Origin of the sequence: Flavobacterium aquatile LMG 4008 = ATCC 11947 (genome assembly GCF_000757385.1) — a bacterium.
Taxonomy (GTDB): Bacteria; Bacteroidota; Bacteroidia; order Flavobacteriales; family Flavobacteriaceae; genus Flavobacterium; species Flavobacterium aquatile.
Genome location: NZ_JRHH01000001.1, coordinates 1 through 19,490 on the forward strand (window position 1 = coordinate 1; position 19,490 = coordinate 19,490).

Annotated in this window: 19 protein-coding genes; 7 read left to right on the plus strand and 12 right to left on the minus strand. The window is 31.8% G+C overall.

What is annotated here, in order from left to right; all coding sequences use genetic code 11:
• Positions 1-765: PorP/SprF family type IX secretion system membrane protein (locus LG45_RS00005; protein WP_035123199.1), on the plus strand; the 765-nt coding region annotated here is incomplete at its 5' end.
• A gap of 42 nt (positions 766-807) precedes the next feature.
• Here the strand turns inward: LG45_RS00005 and LG45_RS00010 are convergent.
• From LG45_RS00010 to LG45_RS00055, 10 genes are all read right to left on the minus strand, one after another.
• Positions 808-1,170, minus strand: a complete 363-nt coding sequence (locus LG45_RS00010) for a nuclear transport factor 2 family protein (protein ID WP_035123202.1) — start codon at positions 1,168-1,170, stop codon at positions 808-810.
• Positions 1,171-1,198: 28 nt separating this feature from the next.
• Positions 1,199-2,068 carry a pseudouridine synthase gene (locus tag LG45_RS00015; protein WP_035123204.1) on the minus strand — a complete coding sequence of 290 codons (870 nt, stop codon included), beginning with the start codon at positions 2,066-2,068 and terminating at the stop codon, positions 1,199-1,201.
• Positions 2,069-2,221: 153 nt separating this feature from the next.
• Positions 2,222-3,001 (minus strand): glutamate racemase, encoded by a 780-nt coding sequence (murI, locus tag LG45_RS00020; protein WP_035123207.1) that lies wholly within the window; start codon positions 2,999-3,001, stop codon positions 2,222-2,224.
• A 66-nt stretch (positions 3,002-3,067) separates the two neighbouring features.
• The gene (locus tag LG45_RS00025) at positions 3,068-3,568 is read right to left on the minus strand and encodes an OmpH/Skp family outer membrane protein (RefSeq protein ID WP_089046897.1); all 501 of its coding nucleotides are present in this window, start codon (positions 3,566-3,568) and stop codon (positions 3,068-3,070) included.
• 27 nt (positions 3,569-3,595) lie between these two features.
• Complete coding sequence (locus LG45_RS00030) at positions 3,596-4,639, minus strand: OmpH family outer membrane protein (protein ID WP_035123209.1); 1,044 nt, start codon at positions 4,637-4,639, stop codon at positions 3,596-3,598.
• A gap of 32 nt (positions 4,640-4,671) precedes the next feature.
• Positions 4,672-7,422 carry an outer membrane protein assembly factor BamA gene (bamA, locus tag LG45_RS00035; RefSeq protein WP_035124209.1) on the minus strand — a complete coding sequence of 917 codons (2,751 nt, stop codon included), beginning with the start codon at positions 7,420-7,422 and terminating at the stop codon, positions 4,672-4,674.
• Complete coding sequence (locus tag LG45_RS00040; RefSeq protein WP_035123211.1) at positions 7,355-8,095, minus strand: isoprenyl transferase; 741 nt, start codon at positions 8,093-8,095, stop codon at positions 7,355-7,357. The genes bamA and LG45_RS00040 overlap by 68 nt, the downstream gene beginning before the upstream one ends.
• 3 nt (positions 8,096-8,098) lie before the next feature.
• A complete protein-coding gene (gene porG, locus LG45_RS00045; protein WP_035123213.1) occupies positions 8,099-8,779 on the minus strand; it encodes a type IX secretion system protein PorG in 681 nt (226 codons plus the stop codon).
• Between the two features lie 168 nt (positions 8,780-8,947).
• Entirely contained in the window at positions 8,948-9,832 is an 885-nt protein-coding gene (locus LG45_RS00050; RefSeq protein ID WP_035123214.1) for an NAD kinase, read from the minus strand.
• A 65-nt stretch (positions 9,833-9,897) separates the two neighbouring features.
• Positions 9,898-10,557 (minus strand): CBS domain-containing protein, encoded by a 660-nt coding sequence (locus LG45_RS00055; RefSeq protein ID WP_035123216.1) that lies wholly within the window; start codon positions 10,555-10,557, stop codon positions 9,898-9,900.
• A gap of 114 nt (positions 10,558-10,671) precedes the next feature.
• On the opposite strand from LG45_RS00055, the gene LG45_RS00060 reads away from it, so the two are divergent.
• The 6 genes from LG45_RS00060 (at position 10,672) to clpX (ending at position 16,244) form a co-directional block, all read left to right on the plus strand.
• Positions 10,672-11,385: a pyridoxine 5'-phosphate synthase gene (locus tag LG45_RS00060; RefSeq protein ID WP_035123218.1), complete on the plus strand. Its 714-nt coding sequence runs from the start codon at positions 10,672-10,674 to the stop codon at positions 11,383-11,385.
• A 1-nt stretch (position 11,386) separates the two neighbouring features.
• Complete coding sequence (locus tag LG45_RS00065) at positions 11,387-12,148, plus strand: alpha/beta fold hydrolase (protein ID WP_035123220.1); 762 nt, start codon at positions 11,387-11,389, stop codon at positions 12,146-12,148.
• Between the two features lie 33 nt (positions 12,149-12,181).
• Positions 12,182-12,526: a phage holin family protein gene (locus tag LG45_RS00070; RefSeq protein ID WP_035123222.1), complete on the plus strand. Its 345-nt coding sequence runs from the start codon at positions 12,182-12,184 to the stop codon at positions 12,524-12,526.
• Positions 12,527-12,615: 89 nt separating this feature from the next.
• Positions 12,616-13,941, plus strand: coding sequence for a trigger factor (locus LG45_RS00075; RefSeq protein ID WP_035123224.1), 1,326 nt, complete (start codon positions 12,616-12,618; stop codon positions 13,939-13,941).
• A 343-nt stretch (positions 13,942-14,284) separates the two neighbouring features.
• Positions 14,285-14,941 carry an ATP-dependent Clp endopeptidase proteolytic subunit ClpP gene (clpP, locus tag LG45_RS00080; protein ID WP_035123226.1) on the plus strand — a complete coding sequence of 219 codons (657 nt, stop codon included), beginning with the start codon at positions 14,285-14,287 and terminating at the stop codon, positions 14,939-14,941.
• A gap of 70 nt (positions 14,942-15,011) precedes the next feature.
• Entirely contained in the window at positions 15,012-16,244 is a 1,233-nt protein-coding gene (gene clpX, locus LG45_RS00085; protein WP_035123228.1) for an ATP-dependent Clp protease ATP-binding subunit ClpX, read from the plus strand.
• Positions 16,245-16,299: 55 nt separating this feature from the next.
• On the opposite strand, the gene LG45_RS00090 is transcribed toward clpX, so the two are convergent.
• Together LG45_RS00090 and LG45_RS00095 are read right to left on the minus strand one after the other, a co-directional pair.
• Positions 16,300-18,492, minus strand: coding sequence for a TonB-dependent receptor domain-containing protein (locus tag LG45_RS00090; RefSeq protein ID WP_035123230.1), 2,193 nt, complete (start codon positions 18,490-18,492; stop codon positions 16,300-16,302).
• Between the two features lie 63 nt (positions 18,493-18,555).
• Positions 18,556-19,443, minus strand: coding sequence for a DMT family transporter (locus LG45_RS00095; protein WP_035123232.1), 888 nt, complete (start codon positions 19,441-19,443; stop codon positions 18,556-18,558).
• Positions 19,444-19,490: the final 47 nt, after the last annotated feature.

Consider the following 19,490-nt stretch of genomic DNA (forward strand, 5'->3'; position numbering starts at 1 on the left):
CGATCAGGAGCAGGAATTATTTTGATAAACGACAAGAACGGATACCATTCACAAAAAGGAGTTCGATTGACATATGCGCATCACTTGATGTTTTCAAGAGATAAAGTAGATTTAAATCAATTATCATTTGGTATAAGTGCTGGGTTTGCTCAGAGTTTGTTGGATGAAACCGATTTTTATTTAGCTAATCCAGAGTATGATCCGATTATTGATGGTACTATTGAACAAAAAGCATCTTATTTTAATGTAGATATTGGAGCTTCGTATAATTATTTAGATTTTTATGTTCATGCTACAGTAAAAAATGCATTGGCTAGCGATAGAAAATTATATACTGATAGAGAACCAGTAGATTTAAAACGTTTAATTTTAAACTCTGGATATACTTTTGGAGATGAAGAAACTATTATGTGGGAACCATCATTTATGTTTCAATACGTTAGTCAGACTAAGGAATCTTTGATTGATTTAAACGTAAAAGCATACAAGACATTAGCAACAGGAACGCTTTGGGGTGGATTATCATACAGAAGAAGTCTTGACGGTGCTCAATATATAGAAGGAAGTTCTGTTGCGGATCAAAAGCTACAATACATCACGCCAATTGTTGGGTTTAACTTTAATAATTTTATGGTTTCCTATACTTATTCTCATTTGTTAGGGAATGTAAAATTTGATACAGGAGGATTTCATCAGATCACACTTGGAATAAACTTATTCTGCAAGCAAGAGAAATATGATTGTAATTGTCCTGCGGTGAATTAAGACAATAATAAAAAAGCCTTCTGTGATAACAGAAGGCTTTTTTTATGAATGATAAACTCTTGAAGCTATAATTTTTTCTTCTTTTATTTCGAGAACTTCTGCAACTAGCATTTCGTCTTCTCCTTCAACTGTTCTTACATATTCCATAAAAACTCTATCTGGACTTGAAGTTATTGAAGTTACTTTGTAATTAAGTGTTGGCAATCTATCGAATGCTTCTTGCCACCATGTGCGTAAAGCATTTTTTCCTATTATTAATCCTTTTGTTTCTGGATGCCTTACTTTTAGCTTTGGACTAAAATGTTGTGCTTCGTCATCATATAATGATAGGAGTTTTTCTAAGTTGTGTGCGTTGAAAGCTTCAAACCAAGAATGTGCAATTGATGTGTTTTTTAAACTATCCATGGATAAAAAAACCTAAAGAGACTTTAGGTTATATATTTTTTAAATTAATTATTTCTTGTTCTGTAAGTGCGCGCCAATTTCCTCGAGGAAGATTCTTTTTGGTTAAACCTCCAAAGGCAACTCTATCTACTTTGATAACTGTATATTTGAAGTTTTCGAAAATTGCTCTAACTACTTTTACGTTTGGAGTTCTTAGTTTTATACCAATTTCATTTTTTGACTCGTTTTCGATATAGCTTACTTCATCAACAAAAAGTCTATGTCCATCTAAAGTTACACCTTTAGATATTTTTTCTAAATCTTCAAATTTTAAGTTTTTATCTAAGGTTACTTGATATATTTTAGGAGATTTTTGATTTGGCAAACTAAACTTACGGATGATATCAGTATCATTTGTGAATAATAATAAACCAGTTGTGTTTTTGTCCATTCTACCAATAGGTTGCATTCTATATGTTGTTGCGCCTTTTATTAGCTCAAGAACATTTCTGTGATCGCCATCGTCTTCATTAGAAGTTGTAAAGTTTTTAGGTTTGTTAAGTACAAAATATTCTTTCTTTTCGGGCATTAAAGTTGCACCGTCAAAGTTAACTACATCACCAGGTTTTACTTTGTAACCCATTTCTGTAACTGGAATTCCATTTACTTTTACATTACCTGATTGGATGTAAATATCGGCATCACGACGTGAACAAGCACCTGAGTTGGAGATGTATTTGTTTAAACGAATTTCATCTGACTTTATTGGTTTTGGTACGTTTGGGGAGTCTTTTTTTACTATTGGTTTTTTATTTTGAGAACGTTTTGCCATAGCAGGTTTAGGTGTTGAGCTAGTTTTTTTTCTATCTCCACTTGGTTTGCTTGTGCTTGTTCGTTTTTTATTGTTTGAATTTTCCATTACCTTAACATTTTTGCAAAGGTACTCTTTTTAACTGAATTTCAGCGCTATGGTTTGCCAAATAGCCCAGATTGAGTGGAAAGCTCCCGATTTTTATCGGGACTTGGAAGGAAAGCTGGAAAAAGGTATAGCAATTGCTCTATCGATTCGCTCCTAAAAATCTTTCTTTATAACTGTGTAATTGTCTCCTACAATTTCTGTTAAGACCTTAGGATTGGCGTTTGTGTAGAATATTTGAGAGCTTTTTTCTAATGAATTTCTAAATCCAACTTTGTTTTCAAGAATTGATTTTGTTTGGCGAGCAACGGCGTCTCCAGAGTCGATTATTTTTATATTTTGTGGGATAAGTTTTTTTATTTGTGGAATCAAATAAGGATAATGGGTGCAACCAAGTACTAGATAATCGATGTTTTGATTGATCATTGGTGTAAGATATTCTTTAAGTAATTTGGTCATTTCTGGTGAATTCATTTCGCCATTTTCAATGAGTGTTACTAGGTTGTATCCTATTTGTTCTATGATGGTTATGTCTTGAAATTTTTCTACATTTTTGTGAAAAAGTTCGCTGTTTAGTGTGCCTTTGGTGGCTAGAATTCCGATTTTTTGGGTTTGCGAATTGGTTGCTGCTGGTTTTATTGCAGGCTCAATGCCAATGAAAGGAACGTCGTATTTATCGCGTAGTTCTTTTATGGCGTTGGTTGTTGCTGTATTGCAAGCTACGACTATTAGTTTGCAGTTTTGGTTGAGTAGAAATTCGGTGTTTTTGAAGCTTAATTCTATAATTTCGTCTTTTGACTTTTGTCCGTAAGGTGCATTCTTACTATCGGCAAGATAAATGGTGTTTTCGATTGGAAGCAGTTGATGTATCTCTTTCCAGATTGATGTTCCGCCGATGCCGGAGTCGAAAAGGCCTATTGGATTATTATTTGTCATAAAGCAAATGTAAAAAAAAACTGCTCAAATTAATTGAGCAGTTTTGATATTTTGTGTTAAAAGATATTAGAAACCTAAATCTTTCTTTACGTCAGCAGTTAAGTCTGGACCATCAGCTAATAATAAATTTTCAGCATTCATGATATATTGATATCCTTTTGCTTTACCTACTTTTTGGATAGAAGTTTTGATTTTTTCCTGTAAAGGTTTCATTAATTCTGTTTCTTTCTTTTGAAGGTCGTTTTGAGCAGTTTCTTTATATTCGTTGATTCTTTTAATCATATCTTGTACTTCTGTAGTACGCGTTTGATTAACAGCTTCAGAAACGGTTGTTGATTCTGTATCGTATTTTTTAATTTTTGCTTGATACTCGTCTACTAATGTTTTGTATTCTTTATCGTAAGTTTCACTCAATTTTTTTAATTGATTTTGAGCGTCTATCATAGCAGGCATTTTAGTTAGGATTTCATAAGTATCTACGTGAGCTACTTTTGCCTGAGCATTAATAGTTTGAGCACCAAGAAATGCTATTGCAGCTATTAATAAAGTTTTAAATTGTTTCATCATTCTTAATTATTATAGTTATTAATTTTATTAGGGTTTTGGCGTTTCTGCCTCTTTATTTTTCTTTTCTTCTTCTTTAGCTAATTTAGCAGCGGCTCTATCGGCTAATGTTTTTTCTCTTTTTTCTTGAGCTGCTTTTTTTCTATCTTCAATTACTTTTTTTCTTTCTTCTAATGTTTTAGCTTTAGCCTCTGCTGCTTTAACTTTGGTTTCTTCAACTGCTGTTTTTTTATCTTCGGCAGAGGTTTCTTTATTAGAAGTTTCTTCTTTTGTTGCTTCAGTTTTTGGGTCTGTTACTGCTTTATCAGAAACTATGCCATTTTTTTTATCTTCTCTTTCTTGAAGGATTTGTTTTCTTCTAGCTTCGGCTGCATCTTTCTTTTCTTGAGCTGCTATTTTTCTATCGTCTATTATTTTTTGACGTGCAGCTTTACTTTCGTCTAATTTTTTTTGACGATCAGAAAGATTTGGATTTTCGTTGATAAAGTCTTGTTTTCTTTCGGCTTCTTCTTCTTTTGCTAGTTGTTTAGCAGTCATTTGCTCTCTTTTCTCTGCTCTAGTTATTCTTGTTACAACTTGATCACTAATGTTGTGTCTTTTGTCTGCAAATAACATTGTTAAATCGGAAGATCTATCAAAAACAAAATCGTATTTTTTTAATTCAGATATATCTTGAACTATGTTAAAAACTTGGTCTTGAATTGGTTTTACTAGTACTGCTTTTTGAGCCATCAAATCGCCATTTGGACCAAATCTTTTTTGCTGGTATTCTAATAATTCTGTTTCTAGAAACGCAATTTCGGCTTCGCGTTCTTCAAGAAGTTCTTTCGTTAAAAGTACTCTTTCAGATTTTAGAGTTTCTTTTTGGTTGGCAATATCTACCTTTTTTTCTTCTATTTCTTGCTTCCACTTTTGAGCTTTTTGCTCCAATTGGTTTTTAGCTTCGGCATAATCGGGTACTTTTTCTAGAATATACTCCATGTCTATATATCCAATTTTCACACCTCTAGTTTGTGCCACTACATTAATTGTGAAAAATGATGTAGTTAATAGTATTAAAATATATTTTCTCATAACTTGTTGTTTTAGAAATCTAAACAAATATACTAAAATTGTTGTCCAATAATAAAATGTGTTTCCCAGCCATTTTTAACTGTTGAACCTGGAATAGCATCAAATCCATGACCAAAATCTATACCAAGTAATCCAAATGCTGGCATGAATACACGTAATCCAAAACCTGCAGAACGTTGTAATTGAAAAGGATTGTAATTTTTAAAGCTGTTGAAAGATGATCCTGCTTCAAGAAAACCTAACACATAAATTGATGCTTGAGATTTCATTGTTATTGGATATCTTAACTCTAATGAGAATTTATTATAGATAATATCTCCGTCGGTACTTGATAATGATTGATTAGGATAACCTCTTAATTGAACTACTTCACGACCGTCTAATGCGAAGTTGGCAAGACCATCACCACCAACGAAGAAACGTTCAAATGGTACTAAACCTCTATCGCTATTGTAGGCACCCAAGAAACCAAATTCCCCTAATGTTCTTAATGTTAATTTCTCATATATTTGAGAAAACGATTCGGCTTTGAATTTTACTTTATAATATTCTAACCAGTTGAATTTCTTTTGGTCAACTTTTCCTCTATCTGTTGAAGCCGATTCGTAATCATCGCCTACAGTTTCGTAGATAAGATTGTTAGGTGTAGAATTCTCAGTTTCTACTAAATAATCGCCTGGTCCAGGAATTTCCCCATCAGCATTAACAACCGTTTCATACGGGAAGTTATCGCCAGTATATTGTACTTTGTATTCTTTTTTGTTTTCTAATTCGGCATAATCTACTTTGTTGAACAAAGAGTAAGGAGGTGTGAATTTGGCAGTTAAACTAAATTCTGATCCTTTTGTTGGGAAAATTGGACTATTACCTTTGTTGTTTCTTGTTATTCCAAATGTGTAAGCTAAATTTCTTGATGAACCATTCCCAAATGTAAATAATCCAGTATTATAATTATTTAAATCATAGTATTGAAAACTAATTGCATTTGATAAATAGAAATAGTTATCTGGCACTGTTAGCCTTTTTCCTAAACCAACAGAAAGTGAGGTGATGTTAAAACTTTTATCTCTATTTACACTACTTGAACTTCCAGTATACAAAAATTGTTTACTATGTGATAATGATGTTGAAAAACTTACCGGTTTTTTACCGCCAAACCATGGTTCTGAAAAAGATAAACTGTAGGTTTGAAAGAATGAACTTGCTTGTGCTCTTAAAGATACTTTTTGTCCGTCACCCATTGGGACTGGTCTGTAAGCTTCTTTTTTAAACATATTTCTAACAGAGAAATTGTTAAAAGATAGACCTAAAGTTCCGATGAAACCTCCACCACCATAACCTCCTTGAAGTTCTATTTGACTAGATCCTTTTTCTACAACTTTCCAGTCTAAATCAACTGTTCCTGCAACAGGATCGGCATTTTTTACATCTGGAGAAATTGCTTCAGGATCGAAGAAACCTAATTGTCCTAATTCTCTAATGGTAGAGATTACTTCTTCTTTGTTCCACTTTTCGCCCGGTTTTGTTCTAAGTTCTCTATAGATTACTCTATCATTTGTCTTATCATTTCCAGAAACAGTTACTCTGTTAAAGTAAGCAAGCGGACCTTCAACAACTCTAATTTCGAAGTTAATCGAATCATTTTCTGTTTTTACTTCTACCGCATTAACATTTGAAAATAAATAACCATTGTTTTGGTATAAATTGGTTATATCATCTCCATCTGGTTTAGACTTGTCTGCGATTCTTTTTTCTAATAATACTCCATTATAGGTATCACCTTTATTAATGGCTAATACACGTTTTAAGAATTGATCTGAGTATACTGTGTTTCCTAAGAATTTGATATCGCCAAAGTAGTATTTATTTCCTTCTTCAACTTTTACATTAATAGCAATCTTGTTTTTAGATTTATCTAACCATACAGAATCAGAAACAATTCTTGCATCTCTGTAACCTTGTTCTTTGTATTTATCGGCAATGGATGTTAAATCTTCTTTGTATTTTTCTTTAATAAACTTAGATGATTTAAAAATTCTAATAGGATTAACTGTCTTGGTATTTTTCATTGCTTTTCTAAGCTTTTTATCTGAAAACTTTGTATTACCTGTAAAGTCAATTTTACTGATTTTTAATTTATCACCTTTATCAATGTTTACAATCATTTTTACTTGATTGATTACTGTAGTATCATTAACGGTGTTTATAGCTACTTTAGTATTAAAATAACCATCTTTTTTGTATTTATTTTCGAAATAATTTTTTGTAGTTGTGATAAGGTTTTCGTTAACAATTTTACCCTTTGTTAAATCGCCTTCTTTAATTAAATCTTCAACTTTGTTTTTTTTAACTCCAGTAATTTTTACATCACTAAGTTTTGGTAGCTCATTGATGTTTAGCTCTAAATAGATGCTATCGCCTTTTATTTGATTTACGTAAAAATCTATTTTATTGAATAAGCCTAATTTGCCTAATTTTTTAATTGCATTACTTATTTCTTCTCCAGGAATCGTTATTTCTTGACCTTTTTCAAGACCAGCAAAGGTAACTACTGTTTGTTTATTGAAGGTGATTTTACCTGTTACATCAACATCGGCTAAAATGTATTTAGTTCCTTGATCAAAAGGCAGTCTTTCTTGTGCTTGTAGTAAAGTAACATTTCCTATAAAAAATAAGAAAAGAAATGTTTTTAAAAAATTATTTGACACTAATATATTATTTAATTTGTTCACTTGTTTTTCCGAATCTGCGTTCTCGTTTTTGATAGCTGATGATGGCTTCATATAAATCATTTTCTTTAAAATCGGGCCAAAGAACATCTGTAAAATAAAGTTCTGCATAGGCTATTTGCCATAGCAAAAAATTACTAATTCGGTGTTCGCCACTTGTTCTAATTAGTAAATCTACATCGGGTAGATTGTGCGTGTAAAGATGCTGATTTATAATTGATTCATCAATAGTATCTATCGAAATTATATTATTTTTAACTTTATCGCTAATGTTTTTAACAACATTTATTAACTCATCTCTTGAGCCATAGCTAAGTGCGAGCGTAAGCGTCATTCTATCATTACTTTTTGTTTTCTCAATTACTTCGTTTAATTCTTTTAAAATTGAACTTGGTAATTTGTCTATAGAACCGATAGAATTGAGTTGGATGTTGTTTTTTTGTAATGTTTTCAATTCACTTTTTAGGGAGTGAACAAGAAGTTTCATTAAGGTTTCTACTTCTAGTTTTGGTCGGTTCCAGTTTTCGGTAGAAAAGGCATATAATGTTAAATGGGTTATTCCTAGTTTTGCACAAGTTTCAACTGTTTCTCTAACCGATTTTGTACCGTTTTCATGACCAATAACTCTCAAGAAACCTTTTTGTTTTGCCCAACGACCATTGCCGTCCATAATAATGGCTACATGTTTAGGTAAGTTGTCTTTGTCTATTGAGTCAAGTAAGTTCATAATTTAATCTGCGCAATAACATGGTTTTTCACCAAATGTATAAGTTAATGTAAATCCGGTAAATACATACCAGTCATTACTATTTGTATTTCCAAATTTTAATGTTTGTAATCCTTCATTTTTAGGATTACTTCCATCTAAATTATCTGTAAACGTATATCTAACTCCAACTTCGGCTCCTAAAATTAAATTAGGTGTGATATTGGATTTTATGCCTACAATCATTGGTATGGCAAATGACGTTTCAGAATAATCTTCTTTTGTTTCTCCACCAACTACAAATAATTCGTTATAATTAAAAAAACTTAGTCCAGAAAAAACAAAAGGTGTAATTTTTCTGTCCATTTGGTGTAAATTGAAATCAAAAAAATTAAATTCTAGTCCAGCTGAAATTTCTGTAACTGTATTTTCAAAGTCATAATCTCTTTGTTCTCTTCCTGAAACTCCAGAATTTGTATCATCGTTAGTGATTTTTCCGCGCGTTATAGAAAATCTATAAGAATGTCTTGGACTTTTATTCCATTTATACAAGGCGCCAAAAGCAAACTCATTAGGATTGATGTAAGTAGTTTTTCCAACATCACCAACATAGTTGCTTCCGCCAAGGAAAACACCTATCTCATGAATTTGAGCGTTCAGGTTTGATAAATTTACCAATAAAACAAATAAAAATAATCTTTTCATTAATTGAAAAATAGCGTGCAAATATAACAATTATAGCTACTAATAAAACATGTTATCAGTATTTATAAAAATTAAATTTAACATAATTAAACTTTAGAATACAAATTTCATTCGGGAATGAATAGCTATCAAACGGAAAACTAAACAATGTAGTATGTAAAATGGATATTAATTTCTTTTGTCTTCACCCCAAAGTAGTTTGTTTCGTAGGGTTTTTAGGAAGGTTTCATTTGGAATTTCAACCATATTTATTTGAAAAGGAGTTTTCTTGATTGTCAATTCTGAATTATTATCTAATGTAGCAATTCTAGAATCTAAAGAAACAAGATATTGTTCTTCACGTCCAGAAACTTTTAGTTTAATTTCAGTGTCATCAGTAATAACCAAAGGTCTTGCATTTAAATTATGCGGCGCAATTGGTGTAATTACTAATGCTTTTACATCTGGAGTTAAAATTGGTCCGCCACAACTTAATGAATACCCAGTTGATCCGGTTGGTGTAGATATAATTAATCCATCTGCCCAATACGAATTTAGATATTCGCCATTTAAAGAAGTTTCAATTGTAATCATCGAAGTAGTATCTTTTCTGCTAACTGTGATTTCGTTCATCGCAAAATTGATGTCCAATAACTCTTCATTTTCTGGGGAACAAGTTAAACTTAATAAAGTTCTTTTGGACAGGAAGTATTTCTTATCAAGAACAATTTGCAAAAATGCTTCAATATCTTCTTTCTGTACTTTGGCTAAAAAACCTAATCTTCCAGCATTTATTCCTATTATTGGAATACCAGAATCTCTTACAAATGTTGCTGCTCTCAAAATGGTTCCATCACCACCAATACTTACTAAAATATCAAAACTCGAATCTAAACATTTATAACTGCTAAAAGTTTTGTATTCCTTTTTTACAATTTCATTTTCATATAATATTTTCAAGAATTTTTCTTCAATGACTAATTCAACATTATTTGCATTAAAAAAAACAAAGATGTCGCGAATAATTGGTCGTGTATCGTTTTGATAATATTGTCCGAAGATGGCTACTTTCATAAAATTTTAGATTTTAGATTTTAGATTTTGGATAAAAATTAATTTCTCAAAACCTAAATCATCATTTACATATTTAAATACTTGTCTAAATATTCAGATCGTTCTTTTAAACTGTTCAAATAATTATCTTCTTGATGTTCTGATATTATTTCGTAGTTATATCTTCTAAAGGTTTGAATAATTTCGTTCATTCCGCCAAGTGCAATTTTTAACGTGATTTGTATTTTATCAACATTGGCTTCTGAGACAAATAACCCTAATAATTTGCCATTATTGCTTTCTACAATTTGTGTAATTTGACTCATTGAATAATCAAGAATACTTTTTTCTATGATAATTATTCCGCCTTGTTCCTTTAAAAATGGTGTTTCATGAAAGAATTTTACAATATCTTCAAGTTCATAGTATCCAGTATAATTATTTTCATCGTCTAAAACCGGAACCACATTGGTATGATTTTTTGCAAAAACCTCCAAGACATCAAGCCAAATCATATTTTTTCTGGCAAAAAAACCTTCTAAAGTATATTTGTAATCAGACACTTTTTTGTCTCCGTCAAATGTTTCAATGTCATCGGCAGCAATGCATCCAATATAAATACCTTCATCAATTACAGAAAAATGGGAATAAGAAACCTCTGCAAAAAAGTCTTGAACTTCTGCAATAGTTTCTTGGCTATTTATGGCTTTGTAGTCGTTGGTTATGTAATCGTTTATATCTGTCATAATCAAAAATCTGTTATCTGTTGCAAAATAATCAAATTTTAGAACATAAATCCTTATTTTAACTTTGTATTTTTGTAATCTAAAATTTAATAATAGATTTTAAATCTAAATTCGATGACAAAATTAAGCGTAAATATTAATAAAATAGCCACATTACGAAATGCTCGTGGTGGAAATGTACCCAATTTATTGCAGGTTGCAACCGATATTCAAAAATTTGGCGGACAAGGAATCACCATTCATCCAAGACCAGACGAAAGACATATTCGCTATCAAGATGCGCGAGATTTAAAATCAATTGTTTATACCGAATTTAATATTGAAGGAAATCCGCAACATAATTTTATTGATTTGGTTCTTGAATGTAAGCCAACGCAAGTGACTTTGGTTCCCGATGCTATTGGGGCTATTACTTCTTCTGCAGGTTGGGATACAATAAAACATCAATCGTATTTGACCGAAGTAATTCAGGAATTTCAACGAAACGGAATTAGAACTTCCATATTTGTTGACCCAATTTTAGAAATGATTGAAGGTGCAAAATCCACTGGAACAGAGCGAATAGAATTGTATACCGAAGAATTTGCTCATCAATATTCATTAGGAAATGAAAACGGAATTGATTCGTACACTAAATCGGCAATTTTAGCAAACGAATTAGGATTAGGAATTAACGCTGGGCATGATTTGAGTTTGGAAAACATCAAATTTTTTAAAGAAAATATTCCAAATTTATTAGAAGTTTCAATCGGTCACGCATTAATATCAGAGGCTATTTATTTAGGATTGGATAACGTGGTTAATATGTATTTGCAAAAATTAAAATAATATGATGTTTTCAAGAATTGAAGGAACAGGAAAACCATTATTAATCATTCACGGATTTTTAGGAATGTCTGATAATTGGAAATCATACAGTTCATTATATGTTGCCGAAGGTTTTCAAGTTCACATTTTAGATTTACGAAATCACGGTAAAAGTTTTCATTCAGACGAATTTAATTATGATGTCATGTCGAATGATGTTTTCGAATATTGTAATTTTCATAATCTTGATCAAGTTTCCATTATTGGACATTCAATGGGCGGAAAAGTAGCCATGTTATTTGCAACAACGTATCCAGAAAGAGTAGCTAAATTGGTTGTTGCAGATATTGGACCGAAATATTATGCGCCTCATCATCAAGATATTTTTGCCGGATTAAATGCAATAGATTTTTCTACAAAGCCAGATAGAGCTTCGGTTGAAGAAACATTGTATCCGTTTATTCCTGATCTTGGAACGCGACAATTTATAATGAAAAACTTATATTGGATAGAACCAGGACAACTTGCTTTTCGATTTAATCTAAAAGTTTTCAATGAAAATATAGAGGTTATTGGAACGAAATTATCAGACGATGCACTTTTTGAAAATCCAACTTTGTTTATTAGAGGCGGAAATTCAAAGTATATTTTAGATTCCGATTTGCCCCAAATAGAAAATCATTTTCCTAATTATCAATTAGCAACAATACCTAATGTTGGTCATTGGCTTCATGCCGAAAATCCCAAATTATTTTTTGAAGAAACAGCACGTTTTTTGAAATAAATGGTTTAATTTTATAAATCTAAAAATAAATAAATGAAATTACTGCTGAGAATTCTTATAACTGCTGCTTTAGTAATGGTTATTTCCTATTTCATGAAAGGAGTTATTGTTGAGCAATTTACGACAGCAATAATAGTAGCCATTGTACTTGGGTTGCTGAATCTTTTTGTTAAACCTGTTTTGATATTGTTTACTTTACCGGTGACTTTCTTTACTTTAGGACTATTTCTTTTGGTTATAAATGCTATTATCATCTTGCTGTGTGATCACTTTGTTGACGGTTTTGATGTGAGTTCGTTCTGGACAGCATTGTTCTTTAGCATCATTTTATCACTTTCACAATCATTGGTTTATCAGCTTACAGGCGAAGCAAAATAATACTTTAAAAATCAACAAAATAAAATTGGTAGGGTTGCAGAAATGTTATAATTTTGCAACCCAATTTTATTATGTAAATTATTATCAAAATGGATATTAAAAGAGTTGCAATTGATGCAGTAAATGAAGTAATTGTACTTACCGTTCCTCACATGGATTACAAAGGTCAAGTAGCTAAAAGAATAAACGAAAAAATGCCATTGGCAACTGTAAAAGGTTTCCGTAAAGGTGCAGTGCCAAAAGCATTGGTCGAAAAACAATATGGTGCAGCTATAAAAGTTGAAGAAGTAAAAAAAGTAGTAGATTTAGCGCTTGAGCGTTTCCTACAATCAGAAAGAATCAACCTTCTTGGAACTCCACTTCCTAAAGTAAATCCAGATTTTTCTTGGGATGCAGAAGAATTAACATTTGAATTCGAAATTGGTTTAGTTCCTAATTTTGAAATCGATCTTGACGCAAAAAGTGATGTTGTAAAGTATCAAATCATTGCAGATGACACTATGTTAAACGCGCAAATTGCAAGAATCCAAAAACAATATGGCGCAGTAGTTTCTCAAGATGTTGTTGCAGAAGGAAATGATGTTTCTGGAATATTTGCTAACGAAGCTGCAGGAATCAATAACCGCGCAACGTTAGATTTAGAAGAACTTGCAGATCCAAAAGTAGCAAAATCATTCATCGGAAAAAAAGTTGGAGATGTAATTACATTAAAAACAGCTGGTTTATTCCATGACGTACATAAATTAATGGATTACTTAGCAGTTTCTCACGATGTTGTTCACGATTTAGACGTAGAAGTTACTTTTACAATCGACGAAGTTATCGCTCACGATCCAGCAGAGTTAAACCAAGAATTATTCGACAAACTTTTCGGACCAGGAAATGTAAATTCTGTTGAAGAGTTAAAAGCAAAAATCAAAGAAGACGCCGAAAAACATTTTGCAACTCAGTCAGAACAAAAGTTAATGGCAGACGTTCAAGATTTCTTAATCGAAAACAATAAATTCGATTTACCTAAAGAATTTTTAGTTAAATGGTTACAAACTGTAGGTGACAAAAAATTATCTCCAGAAGAAGCAGAAGTAGAGTACAATCGTTCAGAAAAAGGTTTACGTTTTCAATTAATCGAAGGTAAAGCTTTGGCTCAAAGCAATATCCAAGTAAATTTCGAAGATTTAAAAACTTTCACTTCAGCTACAATTCGTCAACAAATGGCGCAATTCGGGCAAGCGAATCCAACAGATGAAGAAGTAGAATCAATCGTAGCAAGAGTTCTTTCTAATCAAGACGAAGTAAAAAGATTGTCAGAACAAGTGGTTGCCGACAAAATGTTGAAATTATTTGTAGAAAAAGCAAATCCTTCAACTAAAGAAGTTACTTATGAGCAATTCGTTGCAGCAATGTACAACGAATAAATTTATAAAATAATTAGTATATTTGAGCGTCAGAAATGTTTATTTTTGACGCTCAATTTTTTATTAGAAGCCAATCCAGCTATACGTTGCAAGTTTTCTTGTTTCAACCCATTTTTGTAAGTCACAAAAAGAGCTTCCTTTGGTCGCTTTTTTGCAAAAACAAAAATAGCTTTTTCACAAAAAAAGATTTCCACTACTATCTGGGCTAGGACAGCAGTGATAAATCAACAGACAGTTTGTCACCTAAAATAAAAGGTACGACCTTTGCAATAAAGAAATAAAGCAAGTTTAGTTCAACAACTTTAAACTGAAAACATATAAACCTTTTAAACTACAATTTAAAATGAACTACGGAAAAGAATTTAAAAAATTCGCTACCAAAAAACATGGAGTGAATAGCATGTACTACGATAAAATTGTTGGTAGTATGACACCTTATATTATAGAAGAACGCCAATTAAATATTTCACAATTAGACGTTTTCTCTCGTTTAATGATGGATAGAATTATCTTTCTTGGAACAGGAGTAGACGATCATGTGGCTAATATCATACAAGCACAATTATTGTTTTTAGAATCTGTTGACGCTTCTAAAGATATTCAAATTTACATCAACTCTCCAGGCGGAAGCGTTTACGCAGGTTTAGGAATTTACGACACCATGCAATACATAAAACCAGACGTAGCAACAATTTGTACAGGAATGGCAGCATCAATGGGTGCCGTTTTACTTTGTGCTGGAGCTGCAGGAAAACGTTCGGCTTTACCACATTCTAGAGTAATGATTCACCAACCATCAGGCGGAGCACAAGGTGTTGCAACCGATATGGAAATCAACTTAAAAGAAATGTTGAAATTAAAAGACGAATTGTACGAAATCATCTCTAAACATTCTGGTCAAACTTTCGAGAAAGTACACAGAGATTCAGAACGTGATTATTGGATGATTGCTGACGAAGCAAAAGAATACGGAATGATTGATGAAGTTTTAAGAAGATAAATTTAAGTAATTAGTGATTAGTAAATAGTGAAGAGCTAATTACTAATCACTTTTCACTAATCACTAAAAAATGGCAAAAGAAAAATTAGAATGTTCCTTCTGCGGAAGAAAAAAACCAGAAACCAATTTATTAATTGCTGGTATTGACGCACACATTTGCGACCGCTGTATTGAACAAGCACACGGAATTATTTTAGAAGAACTAAAAACCAATTCTAATGTGAAAATTGCTACCGATTTAATTTTGCGCAAGCCAAAAGAAATCAGAGCATTTCTTGACGAATATGTTATTGGTCAAGATCAAACCAAAAAAGTAATGTCGGTTGCAGTGTACAATCACTACAAAAGATTAATGCAACAACAACACCATGAAGATGTAGAAATTGAAAAATCAAACATCATTATGGTTGGACAAACCGGAACCGGAAAAACATTAGTAGCTAAAACTATTGCACGAATGTTAGACGTTCCATTGGCTATTGTTGACGCAACAGTTTTAACAGAAGCTGGTTATGTAGGTGAAGATGTAGAAAGTATTTTAACACGATTACTTCAAGCTGCCGATTACGATGTAACCAAAGCAGAACGCGGAATAGTTTTCATAGACGAAATTGATAAAATTGCTCGTAAAAGCGATAATCCATCAATAACTCGTGATGTTTCTGGTGAAGGTGTACAACAAGCTTTACTAAAATTATTAGAAGGAACGGTTGTAAATGTTCCACCAAAAGGCGGAAGAAAACATCCAGACCAAAAATTTGTAGAAGTAAATACACAAAATATTTTATTCATCGCTGGTGGCGCTTTTGACGGAATCGAAAGAATTATTTCGAAACGTTTAAATAGAACTGCCGTTGGATATTCTACTTCTAGGAATACCGATAACATTGACAAAGACAATTTGTTGCAATACATCATCCCAAAAGACATCAAAGATTTTGGATTAATTCCAGAAATTATTGGTCGACTTCCTGTTTTGACACACATGGATCCATTAGATAAAGAAACGTTGCGTTCTATTCTAACCGAGCCTAAAAATGCTTTAATCAAACAATACGAAAAGTTGTTTTTAATGGATGATGTAAAATTCACTATTACAAATGATGCTCTAGATTACATTGTAGAAAAAGCATTAGAATACAAACTTGGAGCACGTGGATTGCGTTCTTTATGCGAAGCCATTTTAACCGATGCCATGTATGAATTACCAAGTTCTAGCGAAACAGTTTTAGAAATTGATAAAGATTATGCCGAGCATACTTTAAATAAAAATTTATTGAAACGACTAGAAATTGCTTCCTAAGTAAAACAAAAAAATCCCGAGATGATCGGGATTTTTTTATATGTAATAGTTTCGTTTATTTTCCTAAACCGCCACCGCCACTTTGAATTTTTTCAGTTTCAATAGTTGTGTTTTCGTTTTGAAGTTTTAAATTTCCAAAGTTGTACGTTAAGGATAATCTAAACGTTCTTGTGTCGTTTTTCTCAAAGAATTTAGTTTCTAAGTTAGTTGAAGAAACCAAAGCATTAATCTCATTCTGATTGAAAACATCGAATAAATGAACGCCCAACTTCAATTTTTTATCCATAAAATCTCGGTTTAATGAAATGTCAAACTGCTGAATTGGCTTTGTAATTTTATAAATTTCCCATGTTCCGCTTGGTAAAATAAAATAAGTCAAACCACTTTTAATATCCCAAGGTAACATAATTTGTGCTTGTGCAGCATAATTCCAAACCGGTTTCGGGTCGAATGAAAAATCGTAACCTTCCGTCAAATTCTTGATATAATTGATATTTAAAAAGATGTAATTCATCTTGTCAATGTTATTCATTCGCTTTTTAAATTCCTCTTTTCCTTTAAAAATATAATCCAACGGAATCGGGAAATTAGCATAAATACTCATCGTTTTAAATCGGTCAAACTGTTGGAATGTTTGCGTACTAACTAATTCTCCTGGTTCGGCATTTAAAATGAATAAATTTTGATCTTTTGCTACGGTGTAATTCGCTCCAAGCTGAATGAATTGCATAGCAGTAACTTTGAATTCATAATTATCAAAAAACGATGGATTCAATAATAAATTTCCAGTTGATGAATTATATTGGTCAAAATTAGAGCCATTCGGATCTAAAACTCCATAGTTAGGTTGTGATATTTTTCTAGAATAGGAAGCACTAATATTTACATTATCGTTCACTTCATACAAAGCACTAAAATTTGGAAATAAATTGGTGTTTTTAAAATCAATTTTAGTTGCCGTTCCTTCTACAACTCCAGTTCTGTCAACATTAAAATCTTCAAATCGCAATCCAGCCGTGAAATTAAACTTCTTTATTTTCTTTCTCAATTCAGTATAAAAAGCCAGGTTAGTTTCTTTATAATCAAAGTCAATAATATCGGTTGTAGCCGAATTCAAATTGTACATTCCAGTATTATTTACTTTAATTGTATTGAATTTTCCACCTGTACTCAACGACATCTTTAGTTTTTCAAATGGAATATTAAAGTCGTATTTCAAATAGTAATTTAAAAGTCCGAAGTCGTTTTTGAAATTGTTAAAACTAGAAACATCTTCTTCAAGAGCATTCGATTTTACATCAGGATTTCTATTGAAAACATTTGTAAAAGCAACAACATCTAACGTTCTTCCGACAGTGTCTAACTTAGTTTTGAATTGCAAACTAATTTCATGATTATTCGCTTTAGTCTTTGTAATTCCATCAGAAAAATAATCTGCAATTTCTGATCCGCTAGTTTTTGCATCAAAAACATCTCTGTCGTTTGCATAACTAGTGTTATAATTGAACAAGATATTCGACTTTTCAGATAGTTTATAATTCGTTCCTAATCGTGCATAGAAATTTCTATTGGTAGTAACTGTTAATCGTTGTTGGTCAAGGTATTTGTCTGGGTCAAATGAGGTAAAAGTTTGTCCGTTTTTCGAATTATTTTCTCTGTCAATGTAATTATAACCAATCATCGTTTGCCAACTCAGATTTTTCTCTTTTCCGTTTAATAAAATCTGCGGACTTGGCTTTTGATATTTATTGAAATTATAATTCATGTTGAAACTCGCATTGATACCTTTCATTCGCTTAGAACTTGTAACCAAATTAATTACAGAACCACTTGCATTGGCATCAAATGCTGCTCCAGGATTGTAAATTAATTCTACTTTTTCAATTGCATTGGCTGGAAGCGACGATAAATAATTTTCTAGATCACTTCCGCTTAAAGTGCTCGGCGAACCGTCGATGTAAATAGCAACACCTTTTCCGTTTAGTGATAATCCACCAGTTGGTGAAGCGATAACTCCTGGCAACTTTTTTACAGCATCGTAAGCATTTCCAGTACTTAACATTGCGTTGTCTTTAATAGAAACGGTAGTTTTGTCTGATTCTACTTTAATAAGTTGTTTCTTGGTTGTGATTTTTACTTCATCAAGAATTTCTGCTTTTTTCTTGATAGTGTCGTTTTCGGGTTTAGTTTCTTGTGCAAACATGGTATTTGCTACTAATAACGACAATGTGAAAAATAATGATTTCATTGTAATTGATTTGATTGATGATTACAAGTAAGACTTGAAACTCCAAAAAATGTTACAATGAATTTAAGATTTATTTTGCTTTTTGTAGTTTACAATAAAAACACCTCCAATAATTAAAGATGCGGCAATAATTATTCGGCTAGTAATTACTTCGTCGAGAACTAGCCATCCTAAAAATAAAGCAACTACAACATTGACATAAGCTAAAACTGAAACTTTGGTAGATGACATTTGTGTGATCAAATAACTATAAGCAACATAGCCAACAACAGAACCAAAAATAGCCAAATATATCATGGCTAAAACACTGCGTAAACTCCAGTTTGCAGTTGAAATTGTTGGTGTTAAATACAATTGGAAAAGCGTTAAAATAATTCCGGCAACAATCATTTGCAAACTTACATTCATTAACATCGTAAGCGAATTTGTGCTTCCTTTTTTGGTGATTATTGTTCCGATTGACCACATTAAAACGGCGGTTAATATTGCAAAAACACCTTGTCTGTATTCTGGATTTAATAAATCGGAAAGACTGTTTTGATAGATTAAGAAAATTCCAAACATGCCCAAAAATATTCCGATTGTAGTTTTAACGGATAGTTTTTCGTTACCTAAAATTAGATTCAAAATCAAAACAAAAAATGGCGATAATGTTGAAATTAAAGATGCTAAACCACTTGTGATGTATTTTTCGGAATACGTTGTTAATCCGTTTGCCAAAACAATCATCATGACAGCAAGAATAAATACGCGTAAAAACTGTCGAGGATTTACCGCTTCTAACTTTCGTTGAAACAATAAATAAAAGAAAATAATAAGCCCAGAAATTAGATTACGAATTCCAGCAAGTAAAAAAGGAGGAATAGTTTCAATTCCGATTCGAATGCCTAAAAATGTAGTTCCCCAAAAGAAGGCAACACAAAATAAAGCCAAGTAAAGTTTAGTTTTCAAAAAAGAGTTGAGGTATTACGAATTTCGGTGCAAAGGTAAACAACTTT

What these genes read in the sequence shown, in the direction of transcription:
- LG45_RS00065 (WP_035123220.1), top strand. Translation starts at nt 11,387, where the DNA reads ATGATGTTTTCAAGAATTGAAGGAACAGGAAAACCATTATTAATCATT.
- LG45_RS00075 (WP_035123224.1), top strand. Translation starts at nt 12,616, where the DNA reads ATGGATATTAAAAGAGTTGCAATTGATGCAGTAAATGAAGTAATTGTA.
- LG45_RS00090 (WP_035123230.1), bottom strand. Translation starts at nt 18,492, where the DNA reads ATGAAATCATTATTTTTCACATTGTCGTTATTAGTAGCAAATACCATG.
- LG45_RS00050 (WP_035123214.1), bottom strand. Translation starts at nt 9,832, where the DNA reads ATGAAAGTAGCCATCTTCGGACAATATTATCAAAACGATACACGACCA.
- LG45_RS00030 (WP_035123209.1), bottom strand. Translation starts at nt 4,639, where the DNA reads ATGAGAAAATATATTTTAATACTATTAACTACATCATTTTTCACAATT.
- clpP (WP_035123226.1), top strand. Translation starts at nt 14,285, where the DNA reads ATGAACTACGGAAAAGAATTTAAAAAATTCGCTACCAAAAAACATGGA.
- porG (WP_035123213.1), bottom strand. Translation starts at nt 8,779, where the DNA reads ATGAAAAGATTATTTTTATTTGTTTTATTGGTAAATTTATCAAACCTG.
- LG45_RS00010 (WP_035123202.1), bottom strand. Translation starts at nt 1,170, where the DNA reads ATGGATAGTTTAAAAAACACATCAATTGCACATTCTTGGTTTGAAGCT.
- LG45_RS00015 (WP_035123204.1), bottom strand. Translation starts at nt 2,068, where the DNA reads ATGGAAAATTCAAACAATAAAAAACGAACAAGCACAAGCAAACCAAGT.
- bamA (WP_035124209.1), bottom strand. Translation starts at nt 7,422, where the DNA reads ATGAAGCCATCATCAGCTATCAAAAACGAGAACGCAGATTCGGAAAAA.
- LG45_RS00060 (WP_035123218.1), top strand. Translation starts at nt 10,672, where the DNA reads ATGACAAAATTAAGCGTAAATATTAATAAAATAGCCACATTACGAAAT.
- murI (WP_035123207.1), bottom strand. Translation starts at nt 3,001, where the DNA reads ATGACAAATAATAATCCAATAGGCCTTTTCGACTCCGGCATCGGCGGA.
- LG45_RS00070 (WP_035123222.1), top strand. Translation starts at nt 12,182, where the DNA reads ATGAAATTACTGCTGAGAATTCTTATAACTGCTGCTTTAGTAATGGTT.
- clpX (WP_035123228.1), top strand. Translation starts at nt 15,012, where the DNA reads ATGGCAAAAGAAAAATTAGAATGTTCCTTCTGCGGAAGAAAAAAACCA.
- LG45_RS00055 (WP_035123216.1), bottom strand. Translation starts at nt 10,557, where the DNA reads ATGACAGATATAAACGATTACATAACCAACGACTACAAAGCCATAAAT.
- LG45_RS00025 (WP_089046897.1), bottom strand. Translation starts at nt 3,568, where the DNA reads ATGATGAAACAATTTAAAACTTTATTAATAGCTGCAATAGCATTTCTT.
- LG45_RS00040 (WP_035123211.1), bottom strand. Translation starts at nt 8,095, where the DNA reads ATGAACTTACTTGACTCAATAGACAAAGACAACTTACCTAAACATGTA.